The sequence below is a fragment of the Bradyrhizobium yuanmingense genome (assembly GCF_025200905.1).
Taxonomy (GTDB): Bacteria; Pseudomonadota; Alphaproteobacteria; order Rhizobiales; family Xanthobacteraceae; genus Bradyrhizobium; species Bradyrhizobium yuanmingense.
Window position 1 is genome coordinate 1,583,173 of record NZ_CP104173.1, and the last position, 14,661, is coordinate 1,597,833.

A 14,661-nucleotide genomic window follows, 5' to 3' on the forward strand; every position below is an offset into this window, starting at 1 on the left:
TTATACTGGCAAGATGGTCCGAGAGCGTCGCGATCCCGAACAACGTCCGTCACCGGAGGCCCTGCTGGAAGCGGCGCGCCGGGAGGAGGGTGCGAGCGGCAGGCTGAAGATCTTCGTCGGCGCCGCTCCCGGCGTCGGCAAGACCTACGAGATGCTGCAAAGCGCCCAGGCCAAGCGCAAGGCCGGCATCGATGTCGTGGTCGGCTTCGTCGAGACTCATGGCCGCGCCGAGACCGAGGCGCTGGTGCGCGGCCTCGAAGTGGTCCCGCGCAAGAGGCTGGACTACCGCGGCCAGATCGTCGAGGAGATGGACCTCGACGCGGTGATCGCGCGGCGGCCGCAGATTGCGCTGGTCGACGAGCTCGCCCACACCAATGCGTCCGGAAGCCGCCATCCCAAGCGCTATCTCGACGTCGAGGAGCTGCTCTCGCACGGCATCGACGTCTATACCGCCGTCAACATCCAGCACATCGAGAGCCTGAACGACGTCGTTGCCCAGATCACCCATGTCCGGGTGCGCGAGACCGTGCCGGATTCGGTGTTCGACCGCGCCGACGCGATCGAGCTGATCGACCTCACGCCCGACGACCTGATCCAGCGCCTGAAGGAGGGCAAGGTCTATGTGCCCAAGCAGGCCGAGCGGGCGCTGGAGCATTATTTCTCGCCAGGCAATCTCACGGCGCTGCGCGAGCTCGCACTGCGGCGCACCGCCGAGCGGGTCGACGAGCAGCTGCTCAACCACATGCAGGCGAATGCGATTCCGGGGCCCTGGGCCGCGGGTGAGCGCATCCTGGTCTGCGTCAGCGAGGACCCGCGCGCGGCCGGCCTCGTGCGCTACACCAAGCGATTGGCCGACCGGCTGCATGCGCCGTTCACCGCGATTTCGATCGAGACGCGGCGATCGCTGCAATTGTCCGACGAGGAGCGCGATCGGCTGGCCGATACGCTGCGGCTCGCGGAATCGCTCGGCGGCGAAGCCTTGACCATTCCCGCCGTCGGCCGCCGCATCGCTGACGATCTCATCGGTTTCGCGCACGGCAACAACGTCACGCAGATCGTGATCGGCAAGTCGACGCGCTCGCGCTGGTTCGAGATGACACGCGGCTCGGTCGTGCACGACCTGGTGCGCCGCGCGGGCAATATCAGCGTTCACGTCATTCCCGGCAACGAGCTTTCCGGAGAGGCCGCGCCCAAGATGGCGGTGCAGACCGCCGCACGATCCGAGCCGTTCGATCCCTTGCCTTTTCTCAAGGCGCTTGGGATCGTGCTTGTGGGTCTCGGCGCTGCCAAGCTGATCCAGCCCTATTTCGGCATCGAGAACGTCGATCTCGTGCTGCTGACCTCGGTCGTCGCAGTTGCCGTGCGCTACGGCCTGTGGCCCTCGCTGCTGGCCACGGTGGCGGCTTCGCTCTGCTACAATTTCTTCTTCATCCCGCCGATCTACACCTTCACGATCACCGACCCGACCAATGTCGCCGCTTTCGTGCTGTTCATGGTGGTGGCGATGATCGTCTCCAATGTCGCGGCGCGCGTGCGCATCCAGGCCGACACCGCGATCGGCCGGATCAGGATGACCGAGCAGCTCTATGCCTTCAGCCGCAAGCTCGCCGGCACCGCCACGCTGGACGACGTCTTGTGGGCCAGTGCCTACCAGACCGCATTGATGCTGAAGGTCCGCGTGGTGCTGCTGTTGCCGGATGAAGGCCTGCTCACGGTGAAATCAGGCTATCCGCCCGAGGACGAGCTCGACCAGGCCGACCTTGCCGCCGCCAACTGGGCCTGGAGCAACGATCGTCCCGCCGGCCGCGGCTCGGATACCTTGCCGGGCGCCAAGCGGCTGTTTCTGCCGATGCGCACCGGGCGGGGCCCGATCGGTGTGATCGGCATCGACAACGATCGTACCGGCCCGCTGCTGACGCCGGACCAGCGGCGGCTGCTCGATGCGCTGGTCGACCAGGGCGCGCTCGCGATCGAGCGTGTGCTGCTGGTCGAGGACATGGACCGCGTCAAGCGCACCGTCGAATCCGAGCGGCTGCGCTCGGCGCTGTTGACCTCGATCTCGCACGATCTGAAGACGCCGCTCGCCTCGGTGTTAGGGGCGGCCTCCACCATGCGCGATCTCGCCGGCGCGCTCTCGGACACCGAGAAGCGCGATTTGCTCGCCACCGTGATCGACGAATCCGAGCGGCTCAACCGCTTCATCGCCAATCTGCTCGACATGACCAAGCTCGAATCCGGCGCCATCGTGCCCAACACAGCGCTGCACGATCTCAGCGAGATCGTCGGCAGCGCGCTCCGGCGCGCCAGCAAGATCCTCAGCCGCCACAAGGTCGAGCTGGTGCTGGCCGCCGATCTGCCGATGCTCCAGCTCGACGCCGTGCTGTTCGAGCAGGTGCTGTTCAACCTGCTTGACAATGCCGCGAAATACGCGCCCCCCGAAACCACGATCTCGATCCGCGGCCGGTGCGACAGCGCTCATGTCGTGCTCGAGGTCGCCGACGAGGGCGCCGGCATTCCACCGGACGAGCTCGAGAGCGTATTCGACAAGTTCTATCGCGTGCAGAAGGGCGATCACGTCCGTCCCGGCACCGGGCTCGGGCTTGCCATCTCGCGCGGCTTCGTCGAGGCGATGCGCGGCACGATCTCCGCCGCCAATCGCAGCGAGCGGAGCGGCGCGGTCCTCACCATTCGCCTGCCGGTTCCGGCAGAGAGCCACGCATTGGATACCGCCGCATGAGCGCTGCTCCGATCAAGGTCCTGGTCATCGACGACGAGCCGCCGATCCGCAAATTGCTGCGAATGGGGCTGACGACCCAGGGCTACGAAATCCTGGAAGCGCCGAACGGCAAGACGGCGCTGGAGAAACTTGGCGAGGAGCCGGCGCTGATCATTCTCGATCTCGGCCTGCCCGACGTTCAAGGCCATGAGCTGCTCCGCACCATCCGCGCCCGCAACGACGGCGTGCCGATCGTGGTGCTGTCGAGCCGCGGCGACGAAGCCGGCAAGGTGCAGGCGCTCGATCTCGGCGCCGACGATTATCTCACCAAGCCGTTCGGCATGGAGGAGCTGCTGGCGCGCCTGCGCGCCGCGCTGCGCCACCAGCTTCAGGTCAAGGGCGAGCGTCCGGTGTTCCGCACCGGCGATCTCTCGGTCGATCTCGTCCGTCGCATCGTCAAGGTCGGGGAGCGCGAGGTGAAGCTCTCGCCGAAGGAATATGACCTGTTGCGCGTGCTGGTGCAGCACGCCGGCAAGGTGCTCACCCACCGCTTCCTGCTGAAGGAGCTGTGGGACGAATTGACCGACGCGCAATATCTGCGCGTCTATGTCCGCCAGCTTCGCCAAAAGATCGAAGCCGATCCAGAGCGGCCGCAATACGTGCTGACGGAGACGGGGATCGGGTATCGGCTGAAGGCGGGGGAATAGACCCCGGCTGTCATTCCGGGACGCGCCCGTTGGCGCGGGCCCGGAATCCATTTCTCTGCCCGTCGCGCTTGGCACGATGGATTCCGGGCTCGATGCTTCGCATCGCCCCGGAATGACGAACTAACCCGCCTTCCTGTGCCTTGCCGTCGACCGGTGCGCCTTCTTCGCACTGCGGTGCCGTCCGGTCGCGCGGCGCGCGTGCGACTTCGCCGCCGTCTTCTTCCCGCCGCGTCCCTTCAGGCTCTGCTTCAGTGCGTCCATCAGGCTGACGACGTTGCTCGGCCGCTCCTCGGGCTCGGGCAGCTCGATCTTCTTGCCGCTGGCCTTGCGCTTCACCAGGGCCTTCAGCGCATCCTCGTATTCGTCCTTGAACTTGCTGGGATCGAAATGCGCCGCCTTGGTCTGCAGGATGTGGCCGGCGAGCTCGACCATGTCCTTGGTGATCTTCGGGCTCTTGATGTCGTCGAAGAACTGGTCCTCCTCGCGCAGCTCGTAAGGGAAGCGCAGCGTGGTGCCGAGCAGGCCCTTGCCGCGCGGCTCGATCGCCATGACGTGCTCGCGATTGGTCAGAACGATCTTGGCGAGCGCCACGCGTTCCTGGTCCTTCATGGCGTCGCGGATCACCGCGAAGGCGTCGACCGCGGCCTTGCCGTCGGGGGCGATGTAGTAGGGATGGTTGAGGAAGCGCTGGTCGATCTCCTCGCGCGGCACGAAGCTCTCGATGTCGATGGTGTGATTGCTCTCGATCTGGACTGCCTCGAGCTCCTCCGGTTCGATCTCGACGTATTTGCCCTTGCGCACTTCGTAGCCGCGGCCCTTCTGGTCGCTCTCGACGACGTCGCCGGTCTCGGAATCGATCATCTGCTGCTTGAGCCGGTTCCCGGTCTCGCGGTTGATCAGGTGAAACCGCGTCTTCTCGGCCGCGGTGGTCGCCGGATAGAGCACGACCGGGCAACTGACCAGCGACAGCTTCAACGTTCCCTTCCAGTAGGCGCGCGGGGCCATTCCATTCTCCAGCGTTTTCAAGGCGTTTTGGAACCCCAACCGTCCCATCGGGTTTTGGTTCCGGGCGGGACTTTCGCCGTGATAGGCTTCAAGTGCCGAACGAGAAGCGGGACCGGACGTGCTGCAGAAACTCTCCACCTACCGACAGAAGCGGGACTTCGAGAAGACGCCGGAGCCTTCGGGCAAGACCGCCGTGGCGCCATCGAAACAGCGGCGCTTCGTCATCCAGAAGCATGATGCGACCCGGCTGCACTACGACCTCCGGCTCGAATTCGACGGCGTGTTCAAGTCCTGGGCGGTGACGAAGGGGCCTTCGCTTGATCCCCACGACAAGCGGCTGGCCGTCGAAGTCGAGGACCATCCGCTCGATTACGGCGATTTCGAAGGCACGATTCCGGAAGGCCAGTACGGCGGCGGCACCGTGATGTTGTGGGACCGCGGCACCTGGGAATCGGACGATCCGGAAGCCGGCTTCAAGAAAGGCGACCTGAAGTTCACGCTCCATGGCGACAAGCTGCAGGGAAGCTGGGTCTTGGTGCGGATGCGCAACCGCGGCGGCGAGAAGCGGACCAACTGGCTCTTGATCAAGCATCGTGACGAGTATGTCCGCGAAGGCGCGGACAACGATATTCTCGAGCAGGACAAGTCCGTCGCCTCGGGCCGGGCGATGGAACAGATCGCGGAAGGAAAGGGCCGCGCGCCGAAGCCGTTCATGCTGGCAAAGGGCACCAAGGGCAAGGCCGACGCAGTCTGGCAGTCCAACCGCGCGGAAGAGACGAAAGGGCGGACGGTGAAGCCGTCGCCGCGCACCGCGTTGAAGGGCGGCAAAGCGGCGAAGAAAACTGCCGCGACCGCGACGAGGGCTAAGACGGTGTCTGAGATGCCGGATTTCGTTGCGCCGCAGCTCTGCACGCTGGTCGAGCGGCCGCCCGGAGACGAGGGCTGGTGCCACGAAATCAAATTCGACGGCTATCGCGTCCAGCTCCGGGTCGAGGACGGCGAGGCGACGCTGAAGACGCGCAAGGGTCTCGACTGGACCAGCAAGTTCGCCTCCATCGCCGAGGAAGCCGCCGCGCTGCCGGACGTGATGATCGACGGCGAGATCGTCGCGCTCGACCATAACGGCGCGCCGAACTTCTCCTCGCTGCAAGCTGCGCTGTCCGATGGCAAGACCGACGACCTGATCTTCTTCGCCTTCGATCTGCTCTTCGCGGAAGGGCAGGACTACCGTCGGCTGCCGCTTGGGGAGCGCAAGGCGCAGCTCAAGAAGCTGCTGGAAGCGCGCAAGCGGAAATCGACTCAGATCCGCTATGTCGAGCATTTCGAGAGCGGCGGCGATGCCGTGCTGCAATCGGCCTGCAAGCTCGAGCTCGAAGGCGTCGTGTCGAAGAAGCTGAATGCGCCGTATCGTTCGGGGCGCACCGAGAGCTGGGTCAAATCGAAATGCCGCGCCGGCCACGAAGTGGTGATCGGCGGTTACAAGACCACCAACGGCAAATTCCGCTCCCTGATGGCAGGCGTGCAGCGCGGCGATCATCTCGCCTTCGTCGGCATGGTCGGTACCGGCTTTGGCGCTGATAAAGTCAAGCGCATCATGCCGGCGCTGAAGGCGATTGAGAGCAAGGAAAGCCCGTTCGGCGGCAAGAACGCGCCGAAGAAGACGCGGGACGTGCATTGGCTGAAGCCCGAGCTCGTCGCCGAAATCGAGTTCGCGGGCTTCACGGCCGACGGCAATATTCGCCAGGCGGCCTTCAAGGGCTTGCGGCAGGACAAGGCGGCGGAGGAGGTCGAGGCCGAGACGCCCGTCGACACCGAGCTCGCCGAGCCCCGGGCCAGGAAGGCGGCGCGCACCAAGGCGGGCGGGCGAGCGAAGCAGACCGCTCAAAATGCCGAGGTCATGGGCGTCGTCATCTCCAAGCCGGACAAGGAGCTCTGGCCGGATGACGGCGATGGTGGTGCCGTCACCAAGCTGGATCTTGCCCGCTACCTCGAAGCCGTCGGCGAATGGATGATCGTGCATCTCAAGGGCCGGCCCTGTTCGCTGATCCGCGCGCCCGACGGCATCAAGGGCGAGTGCTTCTTCCAGCGCCATGCCATGCAGGGAACGTCGAACCTTCTTGAGCTCGCGCGGGTCTCCGGCGACCGCAAGCCGTATCTTCAGATCGACCGGATCGAAGGGCTCGCCGCGGTGGCGCAGATCGGCGGCGTCGAGCTGCATCCGTGGAACTGCGCGCCCTATGCCTATGACACCCCGGGCCGCCTGGTGTTCGATCTCGATCCCGCGCCTGACGTGGACTTTCCCGACGTTGTCGAGGCCGCCAAGGAGATGCGGCAGCGGCTCGCTGATATCGGCATGGAGAGCTTCTGCAAGACCACCGGCGGCAAGGGCCTTCACGTCGTGGTGCCGCTGCTCCATGGCGCGCGCGACAAGGTGAGCTGGAAGGAGGCCAAGGCGTTTGCCCAAGGCGTCTGCCAGTGGATGGCGGACGACGATCCCGAGCGCTATCTGCTCAACATGTCGAAGAAGCTGCGCAAGGGAAAGATCTTCCTGGATTATCTGCGCAACGACCGCATGTCGACGGCGGTGGCCCCGTTGTCGCCCCGAGCGCGCGCCGGGGCCACGGTCTCGATGCCGGTGACCTGGGCGCAGGTGAAGAGCGACCTCGATCCCAAGCGCTATACGCTGCGCACCGTGCCGGCCCTGCTGGCGCGATCGAAGGCATGGGAGGGGTATGAGGATGCAGCCGTGTCGATCAAGGCCGCGATGAAGAAGCTGGCGGGGAAGGTGAAGTAGGTCTGCCGCTGTTGCGGGGAAGGCGGGTGTCGTAGGGTGGGCAAAGCGGAGCGTGCCCACCACCTTGTTTCGTTCGAGCGAAGTGGTGGGCTCGGCGCGTTGCGCCTTAGCCCACCCTACGGAGCCAGTACTAGATCCTTCCCATCAGGATCAGGATCAGCAGAATGACGATGACAAGCCCGAGGCCGCCGCCGCCGTAATAGCCGGTGCCATAGAACGGCCCGCCGCCGATGCCGCTGAAGCCGCCGAGCAGGGCGATGATCAAGATGATCAGAATGATCGTGCCGATTGACATGCGAATCTCCTCCAGCCCTTCGTAAGAAGGGTCATTGCAACCTGTCCCGTTGTGCGGGAGCAACTTGCCGCAGGTTGTAAAGTTCCGGCTTTGAAACACGGCCGGGGGATCAACTTGCATGGAACCTTTGTTGGTGGACGCGACATGACTATGTGACGTCAGTCAGAAAGGCAGGACCCATGTCAGCACCGCTCGTCGTCTCGATTCCGCATCGTCTCGGCCGTGAGGAGGCGGTGCGCCGGCTCAAGACGGGGCTTGGCCGCGCCGCGGCGAGCATTCCCGTGATGCAGGTCGAGGAGGAAAGCTGGAGCGGCGACACTCTGGCCTTCCGCGTCCGCGCGCTCGGCCAGGTCGCGACGGGGCAGGTCGATGTCGGCGACGATCAGGTTCGGGTCGAGGTGGTGCTGCCCTGGCTGTTGCAGCGCTTTGCCGAGATGGCGCAGGCGACGATCAGGAAGCGCGGCCAATTGCTGCTGACCAAAGACGGGGGAAAGTGACTTCAGGCGCGCACGCGCTGCCGCGCCGCCCTGACGGCATTCGCCGTTCGGCCTGCGACGACGAAGGCAGGACAATCGCGGAAGGCCTGCGCGAGCGGCAAGTCATTGCCGGCAAGGCCGGGCACGACATAGCCCGTGGTGTCGATAGTGGCGTCAATAGCTTCCGGTGCGGGCCATTCCCGGCCTGCTTGGGTGAACGGCGCGAACTGACGCCCGACCACGACGATCGCGGCGGCGCGGCCCTGACGACGCGCGAAGGCGATGACATGGTCGGCATGGGCGCCCCTTACTTCCAGCGGCTGGTAGTCGCCCTGCGCGAAGACGTCGGCAAGCTCGTTGCGCAGCTTGAGCAGATGCCGCGTCCAGGCCAGCTTGAGGCTGCCGTCCGGCCAGCTCTTGATCAGGCCGCTCCAGTCCGGCGCTTCCAGTGATGGCAGCGCCGCGCGGCGCGCGGCGAAGTCGACCGGGCGGCGGTTGTCGGGATCGACCAGCGACAGGTCCCAGAATTCGGTGCCTTGATAGAAGTCCGGCACGCCCGGAAGCGTCGCCTTGAGCGTGAGCTGGCTCAGCGAGTTCAACGTGCCGAGCAGCGCGACGCGGCGCGCCAGCGTCTGCAAGGCCTGAAGGAATTCCGCGGACTGGTCGGGGTCGAGGATCTTCGCGATGAAATCGCGGATCCCGTTCTCATACGCTTCATGAGGGTTGAGCCAGCTCGTCTCCTCCTTGCCCTCGCGCGCGGCCTTGAGGGCATAGGCCTGGATGCGCTCGATGAAGGCGGCATCGGCCGGCGCTTGAAGCGGCCAGGCGCCGAGCAGGGTCTGGTAGAGCATGTATTCAAACGTTGCCGACGGCGCGCGGAAATTGCCGTGCAGCGTGAGGTGCGGCGCGTTCAGCACCTTCCAGCGCGCCACTGCGCTGGTCCATTCACCGGGAATCTCGCTGAGCGATGCGATGCGCGTGCGCGCATCCTCACCACGCTTGGTGTCGTGGGTGGCGGTTGCCGTCATGCCTTGCGGCCATTCCCTGGCGCGGGCCTGCATGGCCTGGTGGAAGGCGGGAATGCTGAGGCCGGTGCTGGCGGGGTCGCCGCCGACCTCGTTCAGCGCCAGCAGCCGGTGGAATTGATAGAACGCGGTGTCCTCCAGCGACTTTGCCATCATCGGGCCGGTGAATTGCTGCACCTTCAGCGCGAAGCGGCGCACGCGCGGGGCGCTGTGCGGCGGACGGCCCGGCTTGAGCAGGTCCATGGTCAAGGCATCGCGCAGGAAGTCGAAAATGCCTTCGTCGGCGGCGAACCAGTCGCGGCGGGCGCGCGCAATGGTGTCGTCGATCAGCTTGCGGTCCGCTGCGGTCGGGCCACTATGCGTCAGGTAGGTGCGATAGACCGGGAAATGCAACACATAGAGCTCGAGCGCTTGCCGCAGGCTGTCGGCCGAGAAGTCGCGCGTCGAATAATGGCCGTTGGCGATGCGCGCGAGCAGGCGCGTCAGCACGGTGAATTCGCTGGTGAGCAGCGTCTCCAGCACGCGCCGCTTGGCGTCCTTGACGTAAGGCACAAGCCGCGGCGACCGGTTGCTGATCTGCCGCCAGGTCTCGTCCAGCGCCTCCAGTCCCTTGGAATCGACCAGCACGTGGGTGATGACATTCATCCATTCATAGCCCGTGGTGCCCTGGACGCCGGCGAAATGCGGCAGGCGCTCGTGCTCGCACAGGATTTTTTCGATCACGGTATAGAACGGCTTGGTGTTGCCTTGGGTGGTGTTGCCTTGGGCGGTGTTGCTTTGGGCGTCGCGCACCAGCCGGCGCAGCCGCTGGCAATATTGGGCCGGGTCGCGCAGGCCGTCGATGTGATCGAGCCGGATTCCCTGCAATTTGCCGTCGGCGATGAGCTGCTTCACCAGCCGGTGCGTAGCGGCAAACGTGCTCGCGTCCTCGACGCGCAGGCCGGCGAGGCCGTTGACGTCGAAGAAGCGGCGATAATTGATGTCGCTGGAAGCAAGCCGCCAGTGCCCGAGCTTGTAGTGCTGGCGCTCGAGGAGATGATGCAGCGTCAACGTCTGTGCCGGGCGGTCCTTGCCGGCGCGATAGGCGGCAAGGCCGCGCTTGATGATGTCGGCGGCGCCTGCGATCTCCTTGAGCTCGGACTTGAAGCGGGGAGCTTCCTTGCGATTGGGGCGCCGCAGCCCCGAGTAGCGGGTCGCGAGCGACAGCAGGTGCTTGCCGGGCTCCGTTTCCGCCGTGTCCGCCTCCTTGACGACGATCCGCAGCATCTCGCCATAGCGCTCCGGCGCGATCGGTAAGCGGTGCTCGAAATACCAGGCGGAAAAAGTCCCTTCGTCCGGGTCGTAGCGCAGCTCGATATCGCCGCGCTCCAGCGCCTCGCCGTAGGACGAGCCGAGGATCGGCAGCAGCACGCCGCCGCGAGCGCGGTAGGCCAGCTGGTCCCAGTCGATGTCGAAGGACGCCGTGTGCGGCGAGGCCTGGCCCCATTCCAGCACGTCGAGCCACCACGGATTGTCGGCAAAATGCACGCCGACATGGTTGGGGACGAAATCGATGATCAGCCCGAGATCGTGCTGTTGAAGCGCCTGGCTCAGCCGCGTAAAGCCGGCCTCGCCGCCGAGCTCGGGATTGAACTGGCCGTGATCGACCGTGTCGTAGCCATGGGTCGAGCCTTTGCGGGCCTTCATCACCGGCGAGGCGTAAAGATGCGTGATGCCCAGCGCCTTGAGATACGGAACGACCGCGGCGGCCTTGTCGAAATCGAAATCCGCGGTGAGCTGGAGCCGGTAGGTCGCGAGCGGAATGGCGGGAGGCATTCTAACCTCCGAGGCGCCAGACCACCGACCAGGGCGTGAGCCGCTCGCCGGCGCCGCCGCCCCAGATCGGCGTGCCCGCGCTGACGCTGGAGGTGATCTCGTGATCCGACAGGTTGGCGACAAGACGCAACGTGGTGCCGTCGCCCATGCGCCAATGTGCGGTGACGAGGCCGTTGTCGGCCGCTTCGGCATCACCGAAGCTTGCGCCCTTCAGCCGCGGCACGATCTGCTTGCGACGGACGCCGAGCAGCTCTCGCACCAGCGTGAGCCGCGCTTCCTGTTGCGGCGTGCGGCCGGTCCAGTCGAGCACGGCCGATTGCACCGTTGCCGGATCGAGCGGGTCGGGCACCTCGTCGCCGTATTTCTCGTAAGCCCAGGCATATTCGCGCTTGCGGCCCTTGCGCACGGCATCGGCGAGTTCGCCCTGGAAATCGCAGAAGAACGGGAAGGGGACCGTCGAGCCCCATTCCTCGCCCTGAAACAGCATCGGCACCATCGGCGCGAGCAGGGTGACCGCGAGCGCGGCCTCGATCTGCTGTGGCGATGCCAGGCTTTCCAGCCGCTCGCCCAGCGGGCGATTGCCGATCTGGTCGTGGTTCTGCAGGAAATTGACGAAGGTCGCCGGCGGCAGCTGGCCGCTCGGCTCGCCGCGCGGCTTCTTGCCCCAGAATTCCGAGATCTCGCCCTGATAGACGAAGCCGGAGGCGAGAGCGCGTGCCAGATCCAGGCGCGGCGTCTGGTAATCGCCATAGTAGCCGGCATGCTCGCCGGTCAGCATCACGTGCCAGACGTGATGATAATCGTCGTTCCACTGCCCGCGATATTTGCCGTTCGGCGGCTCCTGCGCGGCATCGAGCAGGCTGGCGCGGTTGTCGCCGTTCTCCAGCACGAGATGGATGTGGCGTCCCGTGGCCTTGGCGAGCTCGCCGGTGGCAACGCTGAGGTCCTGCAGCATGGACTGCTCGCCCGGGACAGCCATGATGTGGTTGGCGGCGTCGAGTCTGAGGCCATCGAAGCGGTAGTCGCCGAGCCAGGACAGCGCATTCTCGACGGCGAAGGCTCGCACCTGCGGCACGCGATAATCGATCGCGCTGCCCCACGGCGTGTGCGCATCGGTGAAGAAGGTCGGCGCGTAACGGCCGAGATAGTTTCCTTCCGGGCCGAAATGATTGTAGACGACGTCGAGGAACACCATCAGCCCGCGCAGATGCGCCTCGTCGATCAGCGTCTTCAGGTCTTCGGGCCGGCCATAGGCGCTGTCCGGCGCATACCACAGCACGCCGTCATAGCCCCAGCCGCGGCGGCCTGCGAAATCGGCGAGCGGCATCAATTCCAGCGCATTGATGCCGGTCGCGGCGAGGTGATCGAGCTTGTCGATCATGGCGCGATAGCTGCCTTCGGACGTGAAGGTGCCGACATGGGTTTCGATCAGCACCGTCTCTTCCCAGGGACGGCCGCGCCAATCGCGCGCGCGCCAGACGAAGGCATCGTGATCGATCACCTCGCTCGGGCCGAACACGTCGTCGGGCTGGAAGGCCGAAGCGGGATCCGGCACGTCGATGTCGTCGTCGATCCTGAACTTGTACTTGCTGCTAGATGACAAGCCGGCGATCTCGGCGACGAACCAGCCATCCTGCCGGCGCTGCATCGCGTGCCTGCGGTCGAGCAGGAGATCGACGCGGCGCGCGGCCGGCGCCCACAGCCGGAACGACACGCCGTCCTTGGTCGGCCTCGCCCCGAAGGATGGCCTCATAGTGCGCCTGCGAAGGCGAGCACGGAGCGCGGCGGCGCCTTGCTGTCGCTCCCGGGCAGGAAGTCGATCGTATTCAGCTTGGCATCGGTCGTGTTCAGGATCTGCTGCCAGCGCTTGTATTCGGTCATTTTGGGCAATTTGAATGCGATCTCTTCGGGAGCGGCGTTCAGTACGATAAAGATCGCAGCGCCGCCCGGTTCCATCGGGCCCATCACATAGGAGAGAAACCGCCCATCCGGGAATGTCCAGTCACTCTCCGTCATCTCGTTGCCGGCGGGCGTCAGCCACAATGCGCCGTAGGAGACGCCGTCCTTGGGGCGGCCGTCGAGCCAGCGATGGCTGCGCAACTGTGAGAAACGGCGGCGGATGTCGGCGAGATGGGCAACGAAGTCGATCATGTCGTCGCCGTCCTTGCCGAGATTGTCCCAGCCGACCCAGCCGACCTCGTTGTCCTGGCAATAGGCGTTGTTGTTGCCGGATTGCGAGTTGCCGACCTCGTCGCCGGCGAGGATCAGCGGAACGCCCTGGGCCAGCATCAGGCAGGCCAGCACGTTCTTGCGCAGCTGGCGGCGCAGGCTGATGATACCAGGATCATCGGTCGGGCCCTCGACGCCGCAATTGTTGCTGTGATTGTCGTTGGAGCCGTCGCGATTGTCCTCGCCGTTGGCCTCGTTGTGCTTCTCGTTGTAGCTGAAGAGGTCGGCGAGCGTGAAGCCGTCGTGGACGGTGATGTGGTTGATGCTGGCGCGCGGCCGCCGTCCGTCGTGATTGAACAAGTCGGAGGACGCGGTCATGCGGCTGGAGATGTCGCCGATCAGGCTACCTTCACCGCTCCAGTAGCGGCGCATGGCGCTGCGATAGCGGTCGTTCCATTCTGACCATTGCGAGGGAAAGGCTCCGACCTGGTAGCCGCCGAGGCCGAGGTCCCACGGCTCGGCGACGAGCTTGACGGTGGCCAGCACCGGGTCCTGCCGCACCGCGGTCAGGAACGAGCTGCCGCGATCGAAACCGTTCGGCCCGCGCGCCAGCGTGGTGGCAAGGTCGAAGCGGAAGCCGTCGACATGGCAGACCTCGACCCAGTAGCGCAAGGAATCCATCACCATTTGCAGCACGCGCGGATGGGTGAGGTTCACCGACGAGCCGCAGCCGGTGAAGTCGTCGTAATAGCGCGGGTTCTCGCGGTTCAGCCAATAATAGGAGGCGTTGTCGATGCCGCGATAGCACAGTGTCGGACCGAGATGATTTCCCTCGGCGGTGTGGTTGTAGACGACGTCGAGCATCACCTCGATGCCGGCATCGTGCAGCCGCGCCACCGTAGTGCGGAAGGAATCGAGCGCGTTGTCCTGGGCGTAGCGTGGCTCGGGCGCAAAGAACGACAGCGTGTTGTAGCCCCAGTAATTGGCGAGCTTCTTTTCCACCAGGATGCGGTCGTCGACGAAGCTGTGCACCGGCAGCAGCTCGACCGTGGTGACGCCGAGCTTCTTGAGGTGATCGATCATCGCAGGCGAGGACAGGCCGCCATAGGTGCCGCGCAGATTCGGCGGAACGTCCTCGCGCTTCTGGGTCAGGCCCTTGACGTGAGCCTCGTAGATGATCGTGTCTTCCCAGGGAATATTCGGCCGGATCTCGCGGCGGCCCCAGTTGAAGGTCTCGTCGACCACGACGGCCTTGGGCATGCCGCGCGCATTGTCGCGCCGGTCGAACGACAGGTCCTCGCGCGGGCTTCCGGTGCGGTAGGCGAAATGCGCATCGCTCCAGACCAGGCGCCCGGCAAGCCGCTTGGCGTAGGGGTCGAGCAGCAGCTTGTTGGCGTTGAAGCGATGGCCGTGCTCGGGCTCGTAGGGGCCGTGCACGCGATAGCCGTAAAGCTGGCCCGGCGCGACGTCGTTGAGATAGCCGTGCCAGACATCCTCGGTCTTCTCGGGCAGCTCGATGCGCTCGAGCTCGCGGCGGCCTTGGGTGTCGAACAGGCAGAGCTCGACCTTCTGCGCGTTGGCGGAGAACAGCGCGAAATTGGTGCCGCGTCCGTCCCAGCTTGCGCCGAGCCGTGCGGGCGATCCGGCAGTCAGGCGCAT

9 protein-coding genes are annotated in these 14,661 nt (G+C 65.4%); 4 read left to right on the forward strand and 5 right to left on the reverse strand.

Features of this window, described 5'->3' with window-relative positions; all coding sequences use genetic code 11:
• The first annotated feature begins 13 nt into the window (after positions 1–13).
• On the forward strand, positions 14–2,737 hold the full coding sequence (locus N2605_RS07455) for a sensor histidine kinase (protein ID WP_260346213.1): 2,724 nt from the start codon (positions 14–16) through the stop codon (positions 2,735–2,737).
• Positions 2,734–3,423, forward strand: a complete 690-nt coding sequence (locus tag N2605_RS07460; protein WP_109144771.1) for a response regulator transcription factor — start codon at positions 2,734–2,736, stop codon at positions 3,421–3,423. The genes N2605_RS07455 and N2605_RS07460 overlap by 4 nt, the downstream gene beginning before the upstream one ends.
• A 120-nt stretch (positions 3,424–3,543) precedes the next feature.
• Here N2605_RS07460 and ku read toward each other — a convergent pair whose 3' ends face one another.
• Complete coding sequence (ku, locus tag N2605_RS07465; protein WP_225155286.1) at positions 3,544–4,428, reverse strand: non-homologous end joining protein Ku; 885 nt, start codon at positions 4,426–4,428, stop codon at positions 3,544–3,546.
• A gap of 118 nt (positions 4,429–4,546) precedes the next feature.
• On the opposite strand from ku, the gene ligD reads away from it, so the two are divergent.
• On the forward strand, positions 4,547–7,222 hold the full coding sequence (ligD, locus tag N2605_RS07470; RefSeq protein ID WP_260346214.1) for a DNA ligase D: 2,676 nt from the start codon (positions 4,547–4,549) through the stop codon (positions 7,220–7,222).
• 130 nt (positions 7,223–7,352) lie between these two features.
• On the opposite strand, the gene N2605_RS07475 is transcribed toward ligD, so the two are convergent.
• Positions 7,353–7,517, reverse strand: coding sequence for a DUF3309 family protein (locus N2605_RS07475; RefSeq protein WP_009798696.1), 165 nt, complete (start codon positions 7,515–7,517; stop codon positions 7,353–7,355).
• A 179-nt stretch (positions 7,518–7,696) separates the two neighbouring features.
• Between N2605_RS07475 and N2605_RS07480 the strand changes: the two genes are divergently transcribed.
• Complete coding sequence (locus N2605_RS07480; RefSeq protein WP_225112103.1) at positions 7,697–8,014, forward strand: polyhydroxyalkanoic acid system family protein; 318 nt, start codon at positions 7,697–7,699, stop codon at positions 8,012–8,014.
• Positions 8,015–8,016: 2 nt separating this feature from the next.
• Here N2605_RS07480 and treY read toward each other — a convergent pair whose 3' ends face one another.
• Genes treY through glgX form a run of 3 tightly spaced genes read right to left on the reverse strand, consistent with a single transcriptional unit; the run spans position 8,017 to position 14,661 of the window.
• Positions 8,017–10,833, reverse strand: a complete 2,817-nt coding sequence (treY, locus tag N2605_RS07485; RefSeq protein ID WP_260346215.1) for a malto-oligosyltrehalose synthase — start codon at positions 10,831–10,833, stop codon at positions 8,017–8,019.
• Between the two features lies 1 nt (position 10,834).
• Positions 10,835–12,586, reverse strand: coding sequence for a malto-oligosyltrehalose trehalohydrolase (treZ, locus tag N2605_RS07490; RefSeq protein ID WP_260346216.1), 1,752 nt, complete (start codon positions 12,584–12,586; stop codon positions 10,835–10,837).
• Positions 12,583–14,661 (reverse strand): glycogen debranching protein GlgX, encoded by a 2,079-nt coding sequence (glgX, locus tag N2605_RS07495; protein ID WP_260346217.1) that lies wholly within the window; start codon positions 14,659–14,661, stop codon positions 12,583–12,585. The genes treZ and glgX overlap by 4 nt, the downstream gene beginning before the upstream one ends.